We start from the raw sequence: 20,670 nt of genomic DNA on the forward strand, positions 1-20,670 counted from the left end.
AAAGAGCGGGGGGTAAATCACAGGGTCGTGCAGAACATTCCCCTCTCCCCTTCGGGGAGAGGGTCAGGGTGAGGGGCGACGTTACCTGAAATCACCCTGCTGGCGCGCCACCAGCGTCAGAATGGAATAGAGCGCCACGGCTTGCTGGTGCTGGTTGAAGATCTCAACCGCCCATTCCACCACGCCGGTCGGTCTTTCCTCGGCGGTACGCTGTTTCTTAAGCGTTTTGCGTTTGCAGGTCAAACGCACCTGGATGGTATCGCCCGGCTTGACCGGCTCGATAAAGCGCAGGTTTTCCATGCCGTAGTTGGCAATCACCGGCCCGACGCCCGCATCAACGAACAGTCCCGCCGCGGCGGAGATCAGGAAGTAGCCGTGCACCACGCGCTCGCCAAAGATCGACTCTGCCGCGCCGATCTTGTCCATATGGGCATAGAAGTGGTCGCCGCTCAGGCAGGCAAAGTTCACAATGTCCGCTTCCGTGAGGGTGCGGCGCGGCGTCAGCAGGCTGTCGCCCGGCTGCAGCTCCTCGAAGTATTTGCGGAACGGATGTACGCGATCCTCCTGCACCGCTGCGCCGCGTACCCACTGTTTGCCAATCGCGGCCAGCATCGACGGGCTGCCCTGAATCGCGGTGCGCTGCAGGTAGTGCTTCACCGCGCGCAGGCCGCCCAGCTCTTCGCCGCCGCCCGCGCGGCCCGGACCGCCGTGCACCAGCTGAGGCAGCGGGGAGCCGTGGCCGGTGGACTCTTTTGATGATTCCTCGTTAAGGATCTGAATACGCCCGTGGGCGCGCGCCGCACCGGCAATAAACTGGCGGGCAATCGCCGCATTTGCGGTTACCAGCGTGCCCGCCAGGCTGCCGCCGCCCGCGCGGGCAAGCTGCATCGCGTGGTCTGCGCTGCGATACGGCATCAGCGTGGCGACCGGGCCGAAGGCTTCGGTATCGTGCACGGCGGGCGTTTCGTCCGGCTGCGCACAGAACAGCAGGGTCGGCGGGAAGAACGCCCCCGCGGCCTGCAGGTCCGCTTTGCCGCCCAGACGGATCTGGCAGCCTGCGGCGACCAGCCGATCCACTTTCTCCTGCACGTCCGCGCGCTGCTCGGCGTTGACCAGCGCCCCCATCTTCACCCCTTCCTGCGCCGGGTCGCCCACCACCACCTTTTCCAGGCGGGCAATCAGCGCCTGGCTCACGGTGTCAATCTGGTTTTGCGGAACGATAATGCGGCGAATGGCCGTGCATTTTTGCCCAGCCTTAGCGGTCATCTCGCGGGCCACTTCGCGGATGAACAGCGCAAACTCCGGCTGCTCCGGCGTGACGTCTTCCCCCAGCACGCAGCAGTTCAGGGAGTCGGCTTCCATGGTGAACGGTATCGAATTCGCCACAATATTCGGGTGCACGCGCAGGCTTTGCCCGGTGCTGGCAGAGCCGGTAAAAGTGACCACGTCCTGGCCGTCGAGCTGGTCGAGCAGATCGCCCGCGCTGCCGCAGATCAGGCTGATGGCACCGTCCGGCACCAGCCCGCTGTCGACGATGGATTTCACCATCGCCTGCGTCACCTGCGCGGTAGCGGTAGCGGGTTTAATGATGGCGGGCATCCCGGCAAGCCAGGTCGGCGCCAGCTTTTCCAGCATTCCCCAGCAGGGGAAGTTAAAGGCGTTGATATGCACCGCCACGCCGGATTTGGAGGTCAGGACGTGGCGCGCCGCAAAGCCGCCTTCTTTCGACAGGGGGATTAACTCATCTTCCGGCCACAGCGTGTCGTCCGGCAGCTCGCGGCTGCCCAGGCTTGCATAGGTGAAGAGGGTGCCGATCCCGCCTTCAATATCTACCCAGCTGTCCGCCTTCGTTGCCCCGGTCTGGGCTGACAGGGCATAAAACGTCTCTTTCTCGCTGAGCAGGTGCTTTGCCACCGCCTTCAGCATGGCGGCACGTTCGATAAAGGTCATGGCGCGTAATGCCTCGCCCCCCTGCTCAATGGCATAGCGACGGGCGGCCGCCATGTCCAGCCCTTCGCTGGTCACTTTCCAGAGTGCTTCGCCGCTGATGGCGTGATGTATCGCGCGTTCGCGGCCCCGGCCAGACTGCCAGGTACCGGACACGAAGCTGGCTAACTGCTGCATCGCTTATCTCCAAGTGTTTCGTTATTTCACTATTAATAGTTTGATCGCGAATCATAAAAATCAAGCTGTGTTTTTAATGAATTGTTAACGTTGTGATCTGGCTGGACGAATCGCATCGCGTAAAGGCGCTTTCTGCAAGGCCTGTAGTAAAAGCCTTGCGAGCAGCATCACAAAACCGGGAAACAATTCTTGGGGTTATATTTAACCTTTGTGTAACTTTTAAAAAACAAAGTGATTCAACATTTCGCTTTAATTTGCATACTAACGAATCATAAAGGTGAAGATGTGACGCAAGAACAACGGTTTGAGCAGCGCATAGCGCAGGAGACGGCGATTGAGCCTCAGGACTGGATGCCGGAAGCCTACCGTAAAACGCTGATCCGCCAGATTGGTCAGCACGCGCACTCCGAAATTGTCGGCATGCTGCCGGAAGGAAACTGGATCGCTCGCGCGCCGACGCTGCGTCGTAAAGCCATTCTGCTGGCGAAGGTGCAGGACGAAGCCGGACACGGGCTCTACCTCTACAGCGCGGCGGAAACGCTGGGCTGCGCGCGGGAAGACATCTACCAGAAGATGCTCGACGGCAGGATGAAATACTCCTCCATTTTCAACTATCCGACCCTGAGCTGGGCCGATATCGGCGTGATTGGCTGGCTGGTGGACGGCGCCGCCATCGTCAACCAGGTGGCGCTGTGCCGGACCTCCTACGGTCCGTATGCCAGGGCGATGGTGAAAATCTGTAAAGAAGAGAGTTTCCACCAGCGTCAGGGCTTTGAAGCCTGCATGGCGCTGGCGCAGGGCAGTGAGGCCCAGCGCCAGATGCTGCAGGACGCCATCAACCGCTTCTGGTGGCCAGCGCTGATGATGTTCGGGCCGAACGATGACAACTCGCCGAACAGCGCCCGCAGCCTGGCCTGGAAAATCAAACGCTTCGGCAATGACGAGCTGCGCCAGCGCTTTGTTGACAACACGGTGCCGCAGGTGGAGATGCTGGGCATGACGGTGCCGGATCCCGACCTGCGCTTTGACGAAGAAAGCGGCCACTACCGCTTCGGCGAGATCGACTGGCAGGAGTTTGACGAGGTCATTAACGGGCGCGGCATCTGCAACCACGAGCGCCTGGCCGCGAAACGTAAAGCCTGGGAAGAGGGGGCGTGGGTGCGCGAAGCCGCACTGGCGCACGCGGAAAAACAGCGCGCCCGTCAGGCCGCATAAGAGGAAGTAACAATGAGCAATGTCTACTGGCCGCTGTACGAAGTGTTCGTACGCAGCAAACAAGGGTTATCCCACCGTCACGTGGGCAGCCTGCATGCCGCCGACGATCGCATGGCGCTGGAAAATGCGCGTGATGCCTACACTCGCCGCAGCGAAGGGTGCTCTATCTGGGTGGTAAAGGCGAGCGAGATTGTCGCCTCCCAGCCGGAAGAGAGCGGTGAGTTCTTCGACCCGGCGGAAAGCAAGGTTTACCGCCATCCGACGTTCTATACCATCCCTGACGGCATCGAGCATATGTGAGGCAAAGAATGAATTCAGTGACTGCCTATGCCCTGCGTCTGGGCGACAACGGTCTGGTGCTCTCCCAGCGTCTCGGCGCCTGGTGCGGCCACGCGCCGGAGCTGGAAATTGACCTTGCGCTCGCCAATATCGGTCTCGACCTGCTGGGCCAGGCGCGCAATTTCCTGACCTATGCCGCGGAATCAGAAGGCCAGGGCGATGAAGACACGCTGGCGTTTGGCCGCGACGAGCGTCAGTTCCGCAACGTCCTGCTGGTGGAGCAGCCGAACGGCAGCTTCGCCGAAACCATTGCCCGCCAGTACCTGATGGATGCCTGGAATGTGGCGCTGTACGAGCGGCTGACCCAAAGTCGCGATAGCCAGCTTGCCGCCATTGCCGCCAAAGCGATTAAAGAGGTGCGCTACCACCTGCGCTTCAGCCGCGGCTGGCTGGTGCGTCTGGGCGACGGGACCGAAACATCCGCGCAAAAAATGCAGCAGGCTATCGACAATCTGTGGCGTTTTACGGCGGAGCTGTTTGACGCCGATGACGTCGAGCTGGCGCTGATTGACGCCGGCGTGGCGGTTGACCCGCGCGTCCTGCGCCAGCCGTGGGAAAGCGAAGTCTTTGCCGGTCTGAATGAAGCCTGCCTGCAGGTGCCCGCAGAGGTGGCATACCGCACCGGGGGCAAGAGGGGGCTGCATACCGAACATCTGGGCCCGATGCTGGCGGAGATGCAGTATCTCCAGCGCGCGTATCCCGGTCAGCAGTGGTAAAGGAGAACGCCATGCAACGCCTCGTCGACATCGCGCCTGCGCAAATTCCGCAGATCTGGGCGCTGTTAAGCCAGATCCCCGATCCGGAAGTGCCGGTATTAACCATCACCGATTTAGGCATGGTGCGCAGCGTGAAGGCGCAGGGGGAAGGCTGGGTCATTGGTTTCACGCCAACCTACTCAGGCTGCCCCGCAACGGAACACCTGCTGGGGGCGATCCGCGACGCGATGACCGCGCACGGCTTTACCCCGGTACACATTGTGCTCCAGCTTGAACCCGCCTGGACCACCGACTGGATGACCGCCGACGCGCGCGAGCGCCTGCGGGCGTACGGCATTAGCCCGCCCGTGGGGCATAGCTGTCACGCGCACGCGCCTTTGGAGGTGAGCTGCCCGCGCTGCGCCAGCACTGACACCTCGCTTATCAGTGAATTTGGCTCGACGGCCTGCAAAGCGCTCTACCGCTGCAACACCTGCCGCGAACCCTTCGACTATTTCAAATGTATTTGAGGCTGCCATGACAACGTTTTATTCATTAACAGTGGCAAAAGTGGAACCCGAAACCCGCGACGCGGTGACCATCACCTTCGCGGTGCCGCAGGTACTGCAGGACGCCTACCGCTTCCGCCCCGGCCAGCACCTGACGTTAAAAACGAAGCTTAACGGGGATGAGCTGCGCCGCTGCTACTCCATCTGCCGGAGTACCGCGCCGGGTGAGATCAGCGTGGCGGTCAAAGCCATCGACGGCGGGCGCTTTTCCCGCTACGCCCGGGATGAGATCAAAGCGGGTATGGCTCTGGAGGTGATGGTGCCTCAGGGGCAGTTTGGCTACCAGCCGCGGGCTGAACGTGAAGGCCACTATCTGGCGATTGCGGCAGGCTCCGGGATCACCCCGATGCTGGCGATTATCTCCGCTACGCTTGCGACCGAACCCAACAGCCATTTCACCCTGATCTACGGCAACCGCAGCAGCCAGAGCATGATGTTCCGCCAGGCGCTGGCGGACCTGAAGGACAAATATCCGCAGCGGCTGCAGCTGGTCTCTATCTTCAGCCAGGAGCGGCTGGACAGCGATCTGCTCTTTGGCCGCATCGACGGAGAAAAGCTGCAGGCGCTGGCGAAAACCCTGATTAACTTCCGTCAGTACGACGAGGCGTTTATCTGCGGCCCGTCGGCGATGATGGATGATGCCGAAGCCACGCTGAAGGCGCTGGGGATGCCGGACAAAGCCATTCACCTTGAGCGCTTTAACACACCGGGCACTACCGTTAAACGCGCGGCGCACGTACAGGCGGAAGGTCAGAAAGTGACCGTTCGCCAGGACGGGCGTGACCGTGAAATCACCCTGACGGCGGACGACGAAAGCATCCTCGACGCCGCCCTGCGTCAGGGGGCGGATCTGCCGTACGCCTGCAAGGGCGGCGTGTGCGCCACCTGTAAATGCAAAGTGCTGCGCGGGAAGGTGGACATGGCGACCAACTACAGCCTGGAGCCGGACGAGCTGGCCGCCGGGTATGTGCTGAGCTGCCAGTCGCTGCCGTTAACCGCCGACGTGATTGTCGACTTCGACGCGAAGGGGATGGCATGAGCGAACTGATTGTTACCCGTCATGGCCGCGTGCTGCAGCTGACGCTCAACCGTCCGGCGGCGCGCAACGCCCTCAACAACGCGCTGTTAACCGAACTTGCTGAGCAGCTTGAGGCTGCCGCCGTGGATGCCGACATCGCCGTCTGCGTGATTTACGGCAGCGAGCGCTGCTTTGCCGCCGGGGCCGATCTCAACGAAATGGCGGAGAAAGACTTGCCCGCCACCCTGAACGATATCCGCCCGCAGCTGTGGGCGCGCATTAATGCGTTCAGCAAACCGCTGATCGCCGCCGTAAACGGCTTCGCGCTGGGGGCAGGCTGCGAGCTGGCGCTGCTGTGCGACGTGGTGATTGCTGGCGATAACGCCCGCTTTGGCCTGCCGGAAATCACGCTGGGCATTATGCCCGGTGCGGGCGGCACCCAGCGTCTTATCCGCAGCGTCGGTAAATCCCTTGCCAGCAAAATGGTGCTGACCGGCGAGAGTATTTCCGCGCAGCAGGCGCTGAGCGCCGGGCTGGTCAGCGATGTTTTCCCGGCCGCGCTGACGCTGGAGTATGCCCTGAAGCAGGCGGCGCTGATGGCGCGCCACTCGCCGCTGGCGCTGCAGGCGGCGAAACAGGCGCTGCGCCAGTCTCAGGAGGTGCCGCTCCAGGCCGGTCTGGCCCAGGAGCGCCAGCTGTTTACGCTGCTTTCTGCCACCGAAGACCGCCGGGAAGGCATCGACGCCTTCTTACAAAAACGCACCCCCGACTTTAAAGGACGTTAATTGTGGAATTTATTCTCAGTCATGTAGAACAGGGCGTGATGACCATTACGCTGAACCGTCCGGAGCGTCTGAACAGCTTCAACGACGTGATGCACCAGCAGCTGGCCGAGTGCCTGAAACAGGCCGAGCGTGATGACACCGTGCGCTGCCTGCTGATCACCGGGGCAGGACGCGGCTTCTGTGCCGGGCAGGATCTGAACGACCGCAACGTCGACCCCAACGGCCCGGCGCCGGATCTGGGCATGTCCGTTGAAACCTTCTACAACCCGCTGGTGCGCCGCCTTGCAAAGCTGCCGAAGCCGGTCATCTGTGCCGTTAACGGCGTGGCGGCGGGCGCGGGGGCCACGCTGGCGCTCGGGTGCGACATGGTGATTGCCGCCCGTTCCGCCAACTTCGTGATGGCCTTCAGTAAGCTCGGCCTGGTGCCGGACTGCGGCGGCACCTGGCTGCTGCCGCGCGTGGCCGGACGCGCCCGCGCCATGGGGCTGGCGCTGCTCGGCGACAAGCTCAGCGCCGAACAGGCGCAGGCGTGGGGGATGATCTGGCAGGTGGTGGATGACGAACAGCTCTCCGCTACGGCGCAGCAGATGGCGCTGCACTTTGCCTCGCAGCCGACCTTCGGGCTGGGGCTGATCAAGCAGGCCATCAATGCCGCGGAAACCAACACCCTGGACGCCCAGCTCGATCTGGAGCGTGACTATCAGCGGCTGGCCGGGCGCAGCGACGACTACCGCGAGGGCGTCAGCGCCTTCCTGGCGAAGCGCACGCCGAACTTTACGGGGAAATAAGATGCTGAACGTACGGACTGTCGCCGTGATTGGCAGCGGCACGATGGGCGCCGGGATTGCCGAAGTGGCGGCCAGCCATGGGCATCAGGTGCTGCTCTACGACATCTCCAGCGATGCGGTATCCCGCGCTATCGACGGGATCCGCCAGCGTCTGGCCTCCCGGGTGACGCGCGGAAAACTCTCCGCCGATGCCGGGAGCCAGATCCTTGCCCGGCTGGTTCCGGTCACGGATATCACCGCGCTCTCCACAGCTGAACTGGTGATTGAAGCGGCATCCGAGCGGCTGGAGGTGAAAAAGGCGCTGTTTGCGCAGCTGGCTGACATCTGCCCGCCGCAGACGGTGCTGACCAGCAATACCTCTTCCATCTCCGTCACGGCGATTGCCGCGGACATCCACCACCCGGAGCGGGTCGCAGGGCTGCATTTCTTTAACCCGGCGCCGGTGATGAAGCTGGTGGAGGTGGTCAGCGGGCTGGCGACCTCCCCGGAAGTGGCAGACGCGCTGTGCGAGCTGGCGCTGAACTGGGGCAAACAGCCCGTTCGCTGCCAGTCAACGCCGGGGTTCATCGTCAACCGCGTCGCCCGTCCGTTCTATTCCGAAGCCTGGCGCGCGCTGGAAGAGCAGGTCGCGCCGCCGGAGGTGATTGATGCCGCCCTGCGCGAAGGCGGCGGTTTCCCGATGGGGCCGCTGGAGCTGACCGACATGATTGGTCAGGACGTGAACTTCGCGGTGACCTGCTCGGTATTTAACGCCTTCTGGCAGGAGCGTCGTTTTCTGCCTTCGCTGGTGCAGCAGGAGCTGGTGCTGGCGGGAAGGCTTGGCAAAAAGAGCGGGAAGGGCGTCTACGACTGGCAGGGCGACAGGCCCGCCGTGCAATGGGTGCAGGCCGTGAACGATAGCTACAGCCCGATGCGCGTGGAAAAGAGACGTGACGGTGTCACCGAAATTGATGATGTATATCTGATTGAAACGCAAGGAGAAACCGCCCAGGCGCTGGCACTGCGGCTCAACGGCCCGGTGGTGGTGGTGGACCGCATCGAGCGCGACGTGGCGGTGATCGCCGCCGCTGCCAGCAACCCGCATACCGCAACGCAAAAAGCCATCCGCTATCTGCAGCAGCAGGGTAACCGGGTAGTGCAAATTGCCGATTATCCCGGCCTGCTGGTCTGGCGCACGGTGGCGATGATTGCCAACGAAGCGCTGGACGCCCTGCAAAAAGGGGTCGCCAGCGAGAAGGACATCGACACCGCCATGCGCCTGGGCGTCAACTACCCGAGCGGGCCGATTGCCTGGGGCGAGCGTCTGGGCTGGCAACGGCTGCTAACGCTTCTGGAAAACCTGCAGCGTCATTACGGCGAAGAACGCTATCGCCCCTGTTCCCTGCTGCGCCAGCGCGCGCTTCTGGAGAGTAGCTATGAGTCATAACGCCTGGCATAACGCCCGCGCCATGTACGAACGGGACGCCTGCGCGCAGGCGATGGGGATGGACATTGTCGAGATGGACGAGGGCTACGCGGTGGTGACCATGACCATCACCCCGCAGATGCTTAATGGCCACAAAACCTGCCACGGCGGACAGCTATTTTCGCTGGCAGATACCGCCTTTGCCTACGCCTGCAACAGCCAGGGGCTGGCGGCGGTAGCCTCCGGCTGCTCAATTGATTTTCTGCGTCCGGGCTTTGCCGGGGACACGCTCACCGCCACCGCGCGGGTGATGCATCAGGGCAAGCTGACCGGTGTGTATGACATTGAAATCCAGAATCAGCAACAGAAAACCGTCGCCCTTTTTCGCGGAAAATCTCACCGCATCGGCGGCAATGTGACAGGAGAGGCCTGATGCGTGACGCATTTATATGTGATGGCGTTCGAACTCCGGTGGGGCGCTACGGTGGCGCGCTTTCCGCAGTCCGAACTGACGATCTTGGTGCCGTGCCGCTGCGCGCGCTGCTGGCCCGCTACCCGCAGCTCGACCTGGAGCGGATTGACGACGTGATTTTCGGCTGCGCTAACCAGGCGGGGGAAGATAACCGCAACGTAGCGCGCATGTCGTCCCTGCTGGCCGGGCTGCCGCAGACGGTGTCCGGGACCACCATTAACCGCCTGTGCGGGTCGGGGCTGGACGCGATTGGTTTTGCGGCGCGCGCCATTAAGGCGGGCGATGGCGATCTGCTGATCGCGGGCGGCGTGGAGTCGATGTCCCGCGCGCCGTTTGTGATGGGTAAAGCCACCGCCGCGTTTCAGCGTCAGGCGGAGATCTTTGATACCACCATCGGCTGGCGATTTGTGAATCCGCTCATGCATCAGCAATTCGGAACTGACAGTATGCCGGAAACGGCAGAGAATGTAGCTGAATTGTTAAATATCAGCCGTACCGATCAGGACGCGTTCGCGCTGCGCAGCCAGCAGCGTACCGCGCAGGCGCAGCAGAACGGCATCCTGACGCAGGAGATTGTACCGGTTTCGATCCCAGGTAAAAAAGGGGCAGTCACGGAATTCAGCGTGGATGAACATCCGCGGGCGGACACTACGCTTGAGCAGCTTGCTGGTCTGAAAACGCCGTTTCGTAAGAACGGGGTGGTCACGGCGGGAAATGCCTCCGGCGTCAACGACGGCGCGGCGGCGCTGATCGTCGCCAGCGAGAAGATAGCGCTGGCGCAGGGATTAGTCCCGCGCACCCGGATCGTGGCGATGGCGACGGCAGGCGTGGAGCCACGTCTGATGGGCCTCGGCCCGGTACCGGCCACCCGCAAGGTGCTGGAGCGCGCCGGACTCAGCATTAACGATATGGACGTGATCGAGCTTAACGAAGCTTTCGCCTCGCAGGCGCTGGGCGTTCTGCGTCAGCTGGGCCTGCCGGATAATGCCGCGCACGTCAACCCGAACGGTGGCGCGATTGCGCTGGGTCACCCGCTGGGAATGAGCGGCGCCAGGCTGGCGCTGGCCGCGAGTAATGAACTGCACCGACGCGGCGGGCGCTACGCGCTGTGTACGATGTGCATCGGTGTGGGTCAGGGCATTGCCATGATCCTTGAGCGTGTTTGAGCATAAAAACAATGTGAGTACCCTGCGATGACAAATACAACAAAGCTTGATCCGATTGAAACGGCCTCCCTTGATGAACTGCAGGCGCTGCAGACCGCGCGTCTGAAATGGACGCTGCACCACGCCTATAGCAACGTCCCGATGTATAAACGCAAGTTTGACGCCGCGGGCGTTCACCCTGACGATTTCAACGAGCTGGCGGATATCCGCAAATTCCCGTGCACCACCAAGCAGGATCTGCGTGATAACTATCCGTTCGATACCTTTGCCGTGCCGATGGAGCAGGTGGTGCGTATTCACGCGTCATCCGGCACTACCGGCAAACCGACCGTTGTCGGCTACACGCAGGGCGACATCGACAACTGGGCCAACCTGGTGGCACGTTCACTGCGCGCGGCGGGCGGCAGCGCGAAGGACAAAATTCACGTGGCGTATGGCTATGGCCTGTTTACCGGTGGGCTGGGCGCGCACTACGGCGCCGAGCGTTTAGGGGCGACGGTGATCCCCATGTCCGGCGGCCAGACGGAGAAACAGGCGCAGCTGATCCGTGATTTCCAGCCGGACATGATCATGGTGACGCCATCCTACTGCCTCAACCTGATTGAGGAGCTGGAGCGCCAGATGGGCGGCGATGCCAGCGGCTGTTCCCTGCGCGTGGGCGTCTTTGGCGCCGAGCCGTGGACGCAGGCCATGCGTCGCGAAATTGAAAAACGCTTAGGGATTACGGCGCTGGACATTTACGGCCTCTCCGAGGTGATGGGGCCGGGCGTGGCGATGGAGTGTATCGAAACCGCCGATGGCCCGACCATCTGGGAAGATCACTTCTACCCGGAGATCGTCAACCCGAACGACGGCACGCCGCTGGATGACGGTCAGCAGGGCGAACTGCTGTTCACCACGCTGACCAAAGAGGCGCTGCCGGTGATCCGCTACCGCACCCGCGACCTGACGCGTCTGCTCCCGGCCACCGCGCGCAGCATGCGCCGCATGGACCGGATCAGCGGCCGCAGTGACGATATGCTGATCATTCGCGGCGTCAACGTCTTCCCGTCGCAGCTGGAAGAGGAGATTGTGAAGTTCGAGCATCTTTCTCCGCACTACCAGCTGGAGGTGAACCGTCGCGGGCATCTTGATTCACTTTCCGTGAAGGTGGAGCTGAAAGAGAGTAGCCTCACGCTGACGCACGAGCAGCGTTGCCAGGTGTGCCACCAGCTGCGCCACCGCATTAAGTCGATGGTGGGGATCTCCACCGACGTAATGATTGTTAACTGCGGCAGCATTCCGCGCTCAGAGGGGAAAGCCTGCCGGGTGTTTGACTTACGTAAAGTTGCGGCCAACGGTTAAACAACTCCCCCTCATCCTAACCTTCTCCCCAAAGGGGAGAAGGGACTGTACGGTGCGGTCTTTTCCCTCCCCAGAAAGGGGATAAGGAACTGCTCGGTGCGGCCTTTTCCCCTCTCCCCTCAGGGGAGAGGGCCAGGGTGAGGGGGAAACCCCAGAATCCTATGCTATGATTCATCCAGGACAAAAATAACAACAGAATGAATCACATGAATAAACTCGACGCCTTCATCCAGCACGCGGTCAGCTCCGTTCCCGTCAGCGGGACATCGCTTATCTCCTCGCTATACGGTGACGCGCTTTCCCACCGCGGCGGTGAGATTTGGCTCGGCAGCCTGGCCGCCTTGCTGGAAGGCATGGGATTCGGCGAGCGTTTCGTGCGCACCGCGCTGTTTCGCCTCAACAAAGAGGGCTGGCTGGATGTTTCCCGCATCGGGCGTCGCAGCTTTTACCGCCTGAGCGATAAGGGGCTTCGCCTGACGCGCCGCGCGGAGAATAAGATTTACCGCGCGGAACTGCCCGCCTGGGACGGCAAATGGCTGTTGCTGCTCTCCGAGGGGCTGGATAAAACCACCCTTGCCGACGTCAAAAAACAGCTGATCTGGCAGGGTTTCGGCACGCTGGCGCCGAGCCTGATGGCCTCGCCGTCACAGCATCTGGCGGACGTGCAGTCCCTGCTTCACGATGCCGGGGTGGCGGAAAACGTGATTTTCTTTGAAGCCCACTCGCCGCTGGCGCTCTCCCGCGCCGCGCTGCGTTCGCGGGTGGAGGAGTGCTGGCAGTTAACCGAGCAAAACGCGATGTACGAGTCGTTTATCAACTCGTTCCGTCCGCTGCTGCCGCTGTTAAAAGAGGCCGCGCCGGAGGAGCTGACGCCGGAACGCTGCTTCCAGATCCAGCTGCTGCTGATTCACTTTTATCGTCGCGTGGTGCTGAAAGATCCGCTGCTGCCGGAAGAGTTGCTGCCCGCGCACTGGGCGGGGCAAAGCGCCCGACAGCTCTGCATTAATATCTATCAGCGTGTCGCGCCGGGGGCGCTGGCGTTTGTCAGCGAGAAGGGCGAAACCTCCGTGGGCGAACTGCCCGTGCCCGGCACGCTCTACTATCAACGCTTTGGTGGTCTTACAAGCGCATAAGGAGTGAAGATGCCAGTTTATCAAATTGACGGTCTGACCCCGGTCGTGCCTGACGAGAGCTATGTTCACCCGACGGCGGTGCTGATTGGCGACGTGATCCTGGGTAAAGGCGTTTATGTTGGCCCTAACGCCAGCCTGCGTGGTGATTTTGGCCGTATCGTCGTGAAAGACGGTGCGAACATTCAGGATAACTGTGTGATGCACGGCTTCCCGGAGCAGGACACGGTGGTGGAGGAGGACGGGCATATCGGCCACAGCGCCATTCTCCACGGCTGCGTGATCCGCCGTAACGCGCTGGTGGGCATGAACGCGGTAGTCATGGATGGCGCGGTCATCGGTGAAAACAGCATCGTCGGCGCGGCGGCGTTCGTGAAGGCGAAAGCGGAGATGCCCGCCAACCATTTGATTATCGGCAGCCCGGCCAAAGCGATCCGTGAGCTAAGCGAGCAGGAGCTGGCGTGGAAGCGGCAGGGCACGCGGGAGTATCAGGTGCTGGTGGAGCGCTGCAAGCTGACTATGCACCAGGTTGAACCGCTGCGCGAGGTAGAGCCTGACCGGAAACGGCTGACGTTTGACGAGAATTTAAGGCCGAAGTCGGCGAACCAGGGGTAAGGTCGTCTTTTTTCGCCATATCCATCAATAGCGCAATGCCAATGTAATTACTCCAGTTAAAGGTATTTTGCAGCACCACCACCGCATTGCCTTTTTCTTTGTCATAACCGATAAAGCTGGAGTAGCCGCCGATATAGCCGACCTGATAGGTGATTTTTTCCAGGCCGATAAAGTCGGTGGTCCAGGCAATACCCTGCACTCCGTCGGGGCGTTGAATATCGGTATTTCTGACTTCGTCAAAAACGCTGTCCAGCAAGGGACTGTGGGTCGTTGAGACGTGATAGCGGGCATAGGCCGCCAGATCTTCGGCGTTGCTGTACAAGCTCGCTGCCGCCACCATGTTGTTAGAAAAATGCCAGTCCGGGGTGAGCTGCCCGCGCGGGATAAATTTCGGCTGATCGCCCGCGTGGCCGAGCGCCCGCTGCGGGTAGCCTTTGAGCTTCTGGGGCGTAAAACTGCTGTTAGCCATGTGCAGCGGACGGAAAATATAGCGTGAGGCTAAACTCTGAATATCTTCCCCGGTTTTGTGCTTCAGGATATAGCCGATCAGGGCGTAGCCGGTATTGGAGTATTGCGGCGTTTTATCCTTCGGCGCTCGCCAGTTGGCGAGATAATTCAGCACGTTATCGCTGTCCAGCTCACCGTAGAAGTTATCACCCGTGCTTAAATAGCGGATGAATTTTCCGAGCATCGGAACATCCATATTCTGGCGCGGCAGGCCGGAGGTGTGGGTTACCAGCTCCAGAAGAGTGATTTTTTGTGCATCCTTGCTTAGCGGCGTTCCCGCCGGTAGCAATGTCGCAAGGCTGTCGTTCCAGTTCAGTTGCCCCTCACTCACCAGACAGGCCACCACTTCCGCCGTGATCCCTTTGCTGAGCGAGCCGAGCGCAAACAGGGTGTCGGGCCTGACCGGATAGCGATTGACCGCATCGGTTACTCCCCAGGTATAAAACTGCGGTGAGCCGTGATTATGGATCACCGCGACCGTCATCCCGGGAACGGACTTTTGCGCCATGTAGTGACGCACCACGCTGTCAACGTCGCCATCCAGCGACTCATGGGTGAGAAGTTCCTGTGTACCTTCCGGGGAGGACATTTGTGAGAGCGTGCCGCAACCACTGAGGAGTGGGAGAGTAAGCAGAAGCCAGTGAATTTTTTTTGTTGTGTTCTGCATACCTGATAGCGAGTGTGGTGATCATTGACGCGCCAGGAATGTACCACACTTAGCCTGCCATGAGGGAATTTTTCGGGTGACCCAATTACCGTCAATTTTGTGCCGGGAACGGAAGCGATATCCACCTGACAATGTTGCTGATATGATAATTTATTGTTAATCAGGAGGGGAAAATGGACACAAGCACGATTGTCACGTTATTCAAATTCAAACGCTGGGCAGACACGGAAACCTTACAAGCAATACAGAGGGTTGATGCCTCAGCTAATCCTGAAAAGCACCATCTGATGCTCAGACTTATGAATCATGTTTATGTCGTGGATATGATTTTCAGAGCAAATATTACTGGTCAAACGCATCAATACACCGCGTTGAATACGCCAGAAACGCCGTCTGCAGACGAGCTTCTGAATAACATGACTGAATGCACTGACTGGTATATTAAGCACGCAGGTTCAATGGACATTCCCGGACTTTCTGAAATCATCAAATTCCGCTTCGTCGATGGCGGACACGGTGAAATGAAAGCGGTGGATATGCTTAATCATGTGCTGTTTCACAGTATCTATCATCGCGGCGCTGTGGGCTGGATGCTTTCTGAAACGGGCATAACCCCTCCAAAGGATGTGCTAACCGTTTTTCTAAGAGATCATCATTAACATGACTCATTTTCATCAGCTTACCGCCGCCCGTCTGGATGGGCAGCTTATCTCTATGGCCGACTATGCGGGGAAAGTGGTTCTGGTCGTGAATACTGCCAGCCACTGTGGCTTTACGCCGCAATATGCGGGTCTTGAAGCGCTATACAAAAAATATGCCGAACGAGGGTTAGTGGTGCTGGGCTTCCCCTGCAACCAGTTCGGCAAACAGGAACCTGGCGGCACCGACGAAATCTCGAAAACCTGTTACATCAACTACGGCGTGAGTTTCCCGATGTTTGAGAAAGTCGAGGTCAACGGTAACGCAGCGCATCCGCTGTTTCGTTATCTGAAAGATGAATTGCCCGGCGTGCTGGGGGGGCGTATCAAGTGGAACTTTACTAAGTTTCTGATTGGACGCGACGGTAAACCGCTCAAGCGTTTTGCACCGATGACTACGCCCGAGAAAATGGAGGGGGCGATTGTCGCCGCACTGGGAAGCCAGGCGTTGTAGGTGTTGGAACTTGCCTGGCGTCGATAACGTCCGAAATGCTGATGTTCACTTTTGTAACGAGCGACATTGCTATAAATGCCGGCCCGTTTCGTTATCCTACAGCACCTCAGTCACTTCAAATTCTTCTGCAATCAACTCCATATCTTCAGAAAAATGACCTTCGCTGGTGAAAAATCGCTGATGCTCTTTCTGCCAGTATTCAAGGCTTAAATCACCTTCACCTTCTTTACGGGCAAACGCCTCAGTAACATCACAAAAACGCACCAGCCGCATTGAAACGAGCCTGGTTACGCAAACAGGGACATTCTGACCATCGAGGATAATGTTATAGCTCCCGATCCTGGGAGCAGATTGTTCCTGCTGGTAAGAGGCAAAAGATCCGCACGAGGCCGTTTTAATCCCTTTTTTAATCAGATCCGCAAGCTCGCTGGCCAGCTCCGGACTGTCACCCATTTGCCAGGCCTCTGCGCCTGGATATTTCACTCTAATTTCCTCAACCGTAACCATTAAGAACCCTTTAAAACTGTCGATGATAAGAAACGTTATACGGGTTTTAGCATGCGCTGTCCCGACTTCATGTGTGAGCATTCTGTAGCCATGGATTCAGTAAAGCCTCGAAATGAGGGCAGCCGCGCCATTCAGGCAACCGAGCAATGACTGCTGACGTTTCCGTCTAATCAACCAGGTGATAAGTTACGGGGGCGATAAAAAACGCCACGATCAAACCTCATTAAAAGGGAACGTATGTCTTTACCGCCACTGTATGCGCTGCGCGCGTTTGAAGTTGCCGCGCGGCTGAACTCCTTCAGCAAAGCCGCTGAAGCATTGAATATCACTCCGGGGGCGGTCAGCAGGCATGTCCGGACCCTTGAACAGTGGTTCGACTGCGAGCTGTTTAAGCGGCAGGGGCCGAGAGTGGAGGTCAGTGACGCCGGGCGTATTCTTGCCGGGCAGCTAAGCGAAAGTTTCTCGAATATTGAGTGGGCCTGCCGCGCGTTCAGGAGTGAAAATCACCTTCTGCGCCTCAAGGCCCCCAGTACCCTGACGATGCGATGGCTTCTTAGTGTCCTGAAATCTTTTCGCGAGAACCATGCGAAGCCGAAAATCGAAATTGCCAGCGTCTGGATGGATTTCGACACCGTTGACTTCAGCCGTGAGCCATACGATTGTGCGATCCTCCTCGGTAACGGTTATTTCGGCGAGTCAACGGAGAGCAGCCTGCTTTTCAGCGAATGGCTTATTCCGGTTTGTCCCCCGTCGCTGCTCGAACCTGCCCGGCATCGGCTTGAACAGTGCGATCTTATCCATCCCTCACCGGACAGGCGGGACTGGAAGCGCTGGCTTAAAACGACGGGGTTATTTCCCGGTCTCGACATGAGCGGCGGGATTGTGTTCGACACGTTAGAGCAGGGAAGCCTGGCCGCCATGCACGGTCACGGCGTGGCGATGGCCGATCTCCGCCTCACGCTCGACGCGCTGAAAAGCGGCCTGCTCGCGCTGCCCTTCAGGGAGGCGATAGCAACGGGAGATGGCTACTACCTCGTCTGGCCGAAACATTCGCTCAGAGGACAGAGTATTGAACGGTTGCTGGCCTGGCTTAATCTTAACGCGCCGGTTGTTCCTTCGCTGGATATCGTCTGTCTTGATTACAATGAAAAGCGTGTATGAAATAAAAAGCAGGATATTTCTCGCGGAATATCCTGCCTGTTAAATGTGTTCAGGCGTAGGGAATATTTGCCATTATCTTATATCTTTCCGGCAGGGCACTGTTCAGATCGAGTAATTTGTCCAGAATATAAAGCGCTGGCGTTCCTTTTGCGCGCTCGGCGTCGATCAGTGCCGCGCGTATCACATTGGCAGCCGAGGTCATTTTGCTGAAATACTCTTCTGATTCCGGCGTCTGGACTTCCCCGGACACTGCGTAACGCACCCGAGGCCAGTCAGCGAAGTCAGGCAGGGTAAGGGCTGCATCGTCTTTTGGAACGTGTGCCGAGAGCAACGCTTCGGCGTTACCCGGATTGCGTTGAGCGAAAGACAGGAGATGCAGTCGATGGATAAATGGCGAAAGCGCCTCAGCGCGATCGCTATCTGACGAAAGTAACGTGATGAGCGCATGTATATTTTCACCGGCGGTGTTTTTTTCAGGTGAGATCGTTTTCATTAGATGAAATAAAACATCGAGTGTCATAGGTGCTCCATATACATATATTATTATTTGAATTTTGCTATCAATTTCTGGCCAGCAATATACCAGGGATGAAGGGATGGTATTTCAACGCGGATAGGTTTGAAAAACGATAAATAGTGGCAGTCAATGTGAGTTTTACTCAACGTGGGATGATGATCCACTATCCTTCACACTACCTCATGGGTACGCATGAAGAACCGGATTCATTCATTAACTCATTGTTAATTATGAAGAAGAAAGAAATGTTGTTTGCATTGCTTTTATACTGTTTTTCGGCGTTGCAGTTGGGTGTGTATTGCAGAATGAGGTGTTATGGCGGGCGAGAACAAGTTAAGCGACAAGGCGTTAAAAGCCTACATGGTAAACCGCTGCCGCGTCAAAAGATGGTGGCCGATGGACGGGAACTGTCCGCCAGAGTCAGTATGAGTGGCACGGTGAGCTTTGTTTATTTCTTCAGACATTCCGGCCGACAAAGCGCCCCCGTCTGGATGACGTTAGGCAAGTATCCAGATATGACACTTAAACAGGCCAGAGAGAAAAGGGACGAGTGCCGGGCATGGTTTTCTCCGGGACTCGATCCACGGAAAGAGAACAAACTCACCAAAGAGAACCTGTTCACTCCAGTAACTGTGTAGAACGCTATCGATTACTGGTGTGATATCTATGCCAGTGAAAAGCGCAAAGAGCAAAGAGACTGTACTTATTTTAATTTTTTCTACCTGGTCCAAATATTTTTCCGATTAAATTCATCTCTTCAAGGTCAGGGGTGAATTGCAGCATTAAAAACTCTTCTAAGGGATGACCGAAGCTAGCCTTTGATGTATTAAGATCCATCGTAGGATTATCTTGCATAAACTTAATTAAATGTTGAAATGTTGTATAAGATAATACATCGGAAATAAACGTGATTGCTGAGTTTTCAACGCGAATATCAACTTCGAACTTCCCATTTTTGGGTCTCGGATCATGTGATAAATTGGTTATTTCTGATTCGACATATTCGGTTTTGGTTATGTATGTTCTATTCCTTGTCCCATTTAAAAAATTAACTATTCGGGAAAAATCTTTTTTCATTGTTTTTAATACGCCGGAATCTATGTTATCACTTACAATTTGTAATTTCACATCAGTGTTGAACTTTTCAATTATACGGGTACAGAGTGATAGGGCTGTAATTAAGATGTTTTGTAGTAACTGAGAGTGCATGGACTCTTTTTGTTGTTCCGGGTTGAGTCCAACAAAAGATGCATATGATGAGGTATATATTACAGAATAAAAAAACTTTAGATTAAATTTTTTAAATAACTCTTTGATTAAATCAATTACTTTGGCTTGCTGAGTTTTATCTAACCCTGACATGTGAAGTTTTTTTATGGGATCGAGGTTGAGTTTGCTTAATCCACTCTCTATCTTTTCTTGTAGGATTGGGACATTCCAGTCATTAATAAGGAATCCTGCCATTACTCCTATTTCGTGGAAGGGTCTTGAGTTTGAATAACCTTTGTCACCAGATTCATCTATGAAAAAATATATTGTTGTTTTGTTCATGCAATCTCCTTAAATCAATATCTTGTCGTTTTAATTACGCGCTGTTGATATTTTTTAAAAATCCCATTAACCTTTAGGATCTATTCCACTTTTGCGAATTTTTTCTCTGCACTCTTTTTTTTACCCATGAGCTAAAATCGCCTTCACCAGCCAAAATGTCTATTTGATTAAGTAATTCATCTTCGAGGCGGATGATCTTTCTTGTGCTATTTGAACGATCAGTTTTGTTTTTGGCATTCTTCTCTTACATTGGTTCATGCCACTGTGTTAGCGTTAATTTGAATAGTATGAACCACTTTATATGCGAATACCATAAAAAGCAACGCCCTGAAGTGGTGGAACACTGCCGAGGCGTCTAACCAGATCGTTAACAGGAGTAACGACTATGGCTGGAACACAGCATACCCAAACTCGGCCCAAATTTACATGACTATTCCCTGGTACGCCGCGAGGTCACTCCTGTCTCCAGGTAGTTCTGCGCACCGTTGCAGACACTGGCCCGTGCAAAGTTCTGCGGCTGGGACTTAACCTTTGCCGCTAAAATCCGAACCGAAAGCCCGCTCTCAGTGGCGTGGGTGGATTATGAGAACCACACCCTGTGGAGCAGTTCAAATAATTCATATGCAACTCGCAATATTAGAGTTGCATATATTCAATATTTAACTAATTGCCTCGTAAGATTCTTGATATGATTTCATCTATATTTGGGCTGTAGAGTGATATTGTATAGTAACCATCAATCCCAGCTAAATAATTGTCATAAATATCTTTTGTTACACGCTCGGAATCTGCGAAGTAGACATAATTTCCCTTGAGTTCTGTATCGGAGTAACTTATTTCAGAATAATGATGAAGTTCAATGTTTATTAGATTGATACCTTTATCGTTAAATTTTTTTATGATTTGTTTTTTTTAGGTTGCTGAATAATAAGATGTTGTTCTC

The 20,670-nt window shown here is 56.9% G+C and carries 22 protein-coding genes; 17 read left to right on the forward strand and 5 right to left on the reverse strand.

The annotated features are described in order from the left end of the window. Nucleotides 1–81: 81 nt before the first annotated feature. Entirely contained in the window at nt 82–2,124 is a 2,043-nt protein-coding gene (paaZ, locus tag ACR42C_RS10750; protein WP_479985108.1) for a phenylacetic acid degradation bifunctional protein PaaZ, read from the reverse strand. A 285-nt stretch (nt 2,125–2,409) separates the two neighbouring features. Between paaZ and paaA the strand changes: the two genes are divergently transcribed. The 13 genes from paaA to paaY all read left to right on the forward strand — a co-directional run bounded on the left by paaA (nt 2,410) and on the right by paaY (nt 13,665). Next, nucleotides 2,410–3,339, forward strand: coding sequence for a 1,2-phenylacetyl-CoA epoxidase subunit PaaA (gene paaA / locus ACR42C_RS10755; protein WP_316379053.1), 930 nt, complete (start codon nt 2,410–2,412; stop codon nt 3,337–3,339). A 12-nt stretch (nt 3,340–3,351) separates the two neighbouring features. After that, the gene (gene paaB / locus ACR42C_RS10760; RefSeq protein WP_003857353.1) at nt 3,352–3,639 is read left to right on the forward strand and encodes a 1,2-phenylacetyl-CoA epoxidase subunit PaaB; all 288 of its coding nucleotides are present in this window, start codon (nt 3,352–3,354) and stop codon (nt 3,637–3,639) included. An 8-nt stretch (nt 3,640–3,647) separates the two neighbouring features. Continuing rightward, on the forward strand, nt 3,648–4,394 hold the full coding sequence (paaC, locus tag ACR42C_RS10765; protein WP_479985109.1) for a 1,2-phenylacetyl-CoA epoxidase subunit PaaC: 747 nt from the start codon (nt 3,648–3,650) through the stop codon (nt 4,392–4,394). A gap of 11 nt (nt 4,395–4,405) precedes the next feature. Further along, nucleotides 4,406–4,903 (forward strand): 1,2-phenylacetyl-CoA epoxidase subunit PaaD, encoded by a 498-nt coding sequence (paaD, locus tag ACR42C_RS10770; protein WP_116340157.1) that lies wholly within the window; start codon nt 4,406–4,408, stop codon nt 4,901–4,903. Nucleotides 4,904–4,910: 7 nt separating this feature from the next. Beyond that, on the forward strand, nt 4,911–5,981 hold the full coding sequence (paaE, locus tag ACR42C_RS10775; protein WP_479985110.1) for a 1,2-phenylacetyl-CoA epoxidase subunit PaaE: 1,071 nt from the start codon (nt 4,911–4,913) through the stop codon (nt 5,979–5,981). Next, a complete protein-coding gene (gene paaF / locus ACR42C_RS10780) occupies nt 5,978–6,745 on the forward strand; it encodes a 2,3-dehydroadipyl-CoA hydratase PaaF (protein ID WP_316379056.1) in 768 nt (255 codons plus the stop codon). The genes paaE and paaF overlap by 4 nt, the downstream gene beginning before the upstream one ends. Then, entirely contained in the window at nt 6,745–7,533 is a 789-nt protein-coding gene (gene paaG, locus ACR42C_RS10785; RefSeq protein WP_116340151.1) for a 2-(1,2-epoxy-1,2-dihydrophenyl)acetyl-CoA isomerase PaaG, read from the forward strand. The genes paaF and paaG overlap by 1 nt, the downstream gene beginning before the upstream one ends. Nucleotide 7,534: 1 nt before the next feature. Beyond that, nucleotides 7,535–8,959 carry a 3-hydroxyacyl-CoA dehydrogenase PaaH gene (gene paaH / locus ACR42C_RS10790; RefSeq protein ID WP_320719609.1) on the forward strand — a complete coding sequence of 475 codons (1,425 nt, stop codon included), beginning with the start codon at nt 7,535–7,537 and terminating at the stop codon, nt 8,957–8,959. After that, complete coding sequence (gene paaI / locus ACR42C_RS10795) at nt 8,949–9,371, forward strand: hydroxyphenylacetyl-CoA thioesterase PaaI (protein WP_116340147.1); 423 nt, start codon at nt 8,949–8,951, stop codon at nt 9,369–9,371. The genes paaH and paaI overlap by 11 nt, the downstream gene beginning before the upstream one ends. Continuing rightward, complete coding sequence (gene pcaF, locus ACR42C_RS10800) at nt 9,371–10,576, forward strand: 3-oxoadipyl-CoA thiolase (RefSeq protein WP_479985111.1); 1,206 nt, start codon at nt 9,371–9,373, stop codon at nt 10,574–10,576. The genes paaI and pcaF overlap by 1 nt, the downstream gene beginning before the upstream one ends. 27 nt (nt 10,577–10,603) lie before the next feature. Beyond that, nucleotides 10,604–11,920, forward strand: a complete 1,317-nt coding sequence (gene paaK / locus ACR42C_RS10805; protein ID WP_116340143.1) for a phenylacetate--CoA ligase PaaK — start codon at nt 10,604–10,606, stop codon at nt 11,918–11,920. Between the two features lie 197 nt (nt 11,921–12,117). Then, nucleotides 12,118–13,053: a phenylacetic acid degradation operon negative regulatory protein PaaX gene (gene paaX, locus ACR42C_RS10810; protein WP_021241337.1), complete on the forward strand. Its 936-nt coding sequence runs from the start codon at nt 12,118–12,120 to the stop codon at nt 13,051–13,053. 9 nt (nt 13,054–13,062) lie between these two features. Then, nucleotides 13,063–13,665, forward strand: coding sequence for a phenylacetic acid degradation protein PaaY (paaY, locus tag ACR42C_RS10815; RefSeq protein WP_023327376.1), 603 nt, complete (start codon nt 13,063–13,065; stop codon nt 13,663–13,665). Here the strand turns inward: paaY and ACR42C_RS10820 are convergent. After that, complete coding sequence (locus tag ACR42C_RS10820) at nt 13,568–14,839, reverse strand: serine hydrolase domain-containing protein (protein ID WP_479985112.1); 1,272 nt, start codon at nt 14,837–14,839, stop codon at nt 13,568–13,570. The two genes, paaY and ACR42C_RS10820, sit on opposite strands and share 98 nt — an antisense overlap. A 173-nt stretch (nt 14,840–15,012) precedes the next feature. Between ACR42C_RS10820 and ACR42C_RS10825 the strand changes: the two genes are divergently transcribed. Next, a complete protein-coding gene (locus ACR42C_RS10825) occupies nt 15,013–15,498 on the forward strand; it encodes a DinB family protein (protein WP_316379061.1) in 486 nt (161 codons plus the stop codon). Nucleotide 15,499: 1 nt separating this feature from the next. After that, on the forward strand, nt 15,500–15,991 hold the full coding sequence (locus ACR42C_RS10830; RefSeq protein ID WP_116340135.1) for a glutathione peroxidase: 492 nt from the start codon (nt 15,500–15,502) through the stop codon (nt 15,989–15,991). 96 nt (nt 15,992–16,087) lie between these two features. Here the strand turns inward: ACR42C_RS10830 and ACR42C_RS10835 are convergent, their stop codons facing one another. Continuing rightward, entirely contained in the window at nt 16,088–16,498 is a 411-nt protein-coding gene (locus ACR42C_RS10835; protein WP_302218829.1) for an ASCH domain-containing protein, read from the reverse strand. Nucleotides 16,499–16,735: 237 nt separating this feature from the next. Between ACR42C_RS10835 and ACR42C_RS10840 the strand changes: the two genes are divergently transcribed. Next, the gene (locus tag ACR42C_RS10840; protein ID WP_116340133.1) at nt 16,736–17,659 is read left to right on the forward strand and encodes a LysR substrate-binding domain-containing protein; all 924 of its coding nucleotides are present in this window, start codon (nt 16,736–16,738) and stop codon (nt 17,657–17,659) included. A 49-nt stretch (nt 17,660–17,708) separates the two neighbouring features. Here ACR42C_RS10840 and ACR42C_RS10845 read toward each other — a convergent pair whose 3' ends face one another. Further along, nucleotides 17,709–18,179 carry a hypothetical protein gene (locus tag ACR42C_RS10845; protein WP_395312789.1) on the reverse strand — a complete coding sequence of 157 codons (471 nt, stop codon included), beginning with the start codon at nt 18,177–18,179 and terminating at the stop codon, nt 17,709–17,711. A 116-nt stretch (nt 18,180–18,295) separates the two neighbouring features. Here ACR42C_RS10845 and ACR42C_RS10850 point away from each other — a divergent pair, with 116 nt between their 5' ends. Continuing rightward, the gene (locus tag ACR42C_RS10850) at nt 18,296–18,814 is read left to right on the forward strand and encodes an Arm DNA-binding domain-containing protein (protein ID WP_479985113.1); all 519 of its coding nucleotides are present in this window, start codon (nt 18,296–18,298) and stop codon (nt 18,812–18,814) included. A gap of 70 nt (nt 18,815–18,884) precedes the next feature. On the opposite strand, the gene ACR42C_RS10855 is transcribed toward ACR42C_RS10850, so the two are convergent. Further along, nucleotides 18,885–19,727 carry a DUF3800 domain-containing protein gene (locus ACR42C_RS10855; protein ID WP_479985114.1) on the reverse strand — a complete coding sequence of 281 codons (843 nt, stop codon included), beginning with the start codon at nt 19,725–19,727 and terminating at the stop codon, nt 18,885–18,887. Nucleotides 19,728–20,670: the final 943 nt, after the last annotated feature.

Source organism: Enterobacter sp. MG-EB028 (assembly GCF_056673305.1).

What these genes read in the sequence shown, in the direction of transcription:
- paaY (WP_023327376.1), top strand. Translation starts at nt 13,063, where the DNA reads ATGCCAGTTTATCAAATTGACGGTCTGACCCCGGTCGTGCCTGACGAG.
- paaK (WP_116340143.1), top strand. Translation starts at nt 10,604, where the DNA reads ATGACAAATACAACAAAGCTTGATCCGATTGAAACGGCCTCCCTTGAT.
- ACR42C_RS10845 (WP_395312789.1), bottom strand. Translation starts at nt 18,179, where the DNA reads ATGACACTCGATGTTTTATTTCATCTAATGAAAACGATCTCACCTGAA.
- paaD (WP_116340157.1), top strand. Translation starts at nt 4,406, where the DNA reads ATGCAACGCCTCGTCGACATCGCGCCTGCGCAAATTCCGCAGATCTGG.
- ACR42C_RS10825 (WP_316379061.1), top strand. Translation starts at nt 15,013, where the DNA reads ATGGACACAAGCACGATTGTCACGTTATTCAAATTCAAACGCTGGGCA.
- paaF (WP_316379056.1), top strand. Translation starts at nt 5,978, where the DNA reads ATGAGCGAACTGATTGTTACCCGTCATGGCCGCGTGCTGCAGCTGACG.
- paaI (WP_116340147.1), top strand. Translation starts at nt 8,949, where the DNA reads ATGAGTCATAACGCCTGGCATAACGCCCGCGCCATGTACGAACGGGAC.
- paaX (WP_021241337.1), top strand. Translation starts at nt 12,118, where the DNA reads ATGAATCACATGAATAAACTCGACGCCTTCATCCAGCACGCGGTCAGC.
- paaH (WP_320719609.1), top strand. Translation starts at nt 7,535, where the DNA reads ATGCTGAACGTACGGACTGTCGCCGTGATTGGCAGCGGCACGATGGGC.
- paaZ (WP_479985108.1), bottom strand. Translation starts at nt 2,124, where the DNA reads ATGCAGCAGTTAGCCAGCTTCGTGTCCGGTACCTGGCAGTCTGGCCGG.
- ACR42C_RS10835 (WP_302218829.1), bottom strand. Translation starts at nt 16,498, where the DNA reads ATGGTTACGGTTGAGGAAATTAGAGTGAAATATCCAGGCGCAGAGGCC.
- pcaF (WP_479985111.1), top strand. Translation starts at nt 9,371, where the DNA reads ATGCGTGACGCATTTATATGTGATGGCGTTCGAACTCCGGTGGGGCGC.
- ACR42C_RS10855 (WP_479985114.1), bottom strand. Translation starts at nt 19,727, where the DNA reads ATGAACAAAACAACAATATATTTTTTCATAGATGAATCTGGTGACAAA.
- paaB (WP_003857353.1), top strand. Translation starts at nt 3,352, where the DNA reads ATGAGCAATGTCTACTGGCCGCTGTACGAAGTGTTCGTACGCAGCAAA.
- paaE (WP_479985110.1), top strand. Translation starts at nt 4,911, where the DNA reads ATGACAACGTTTTATTCATTAACAGTGGCAAAAGTGGAACCCGAAACC.
- ACR42C_RS10820 (WP_479985112.1), bottom strand. Translation starts at nt 14,839, where the DNA reads ATGCAGAACACAACAAAAAAAATTCACTGGCTTCTGCTTACTCTCCCA.
- ACR42C_RS10840 (WP_116340133.1), top strand. Translation starts at nt 16,736, where the DNA reads ATGTCTTTACCGCCACTGTATGCGCTGCGCGCGTTTGAAGTTGCCGCG.
- ACR42C_RS10830 (WP_116340135.1), top strand. Translation starts at nt 15,500, where the DNA reads ATGACTCATTTTCATCAGCTTACCGCCGCCCGTCTGGATGGGCAGCTT.
- paaC (WP_479985109.1), top strand. Translation starts at nt 3,648, where the DNA reads ATGAATTCAGTGACTGCCTATGCCCTGCGTCTGGGCGACAACGGTCTG.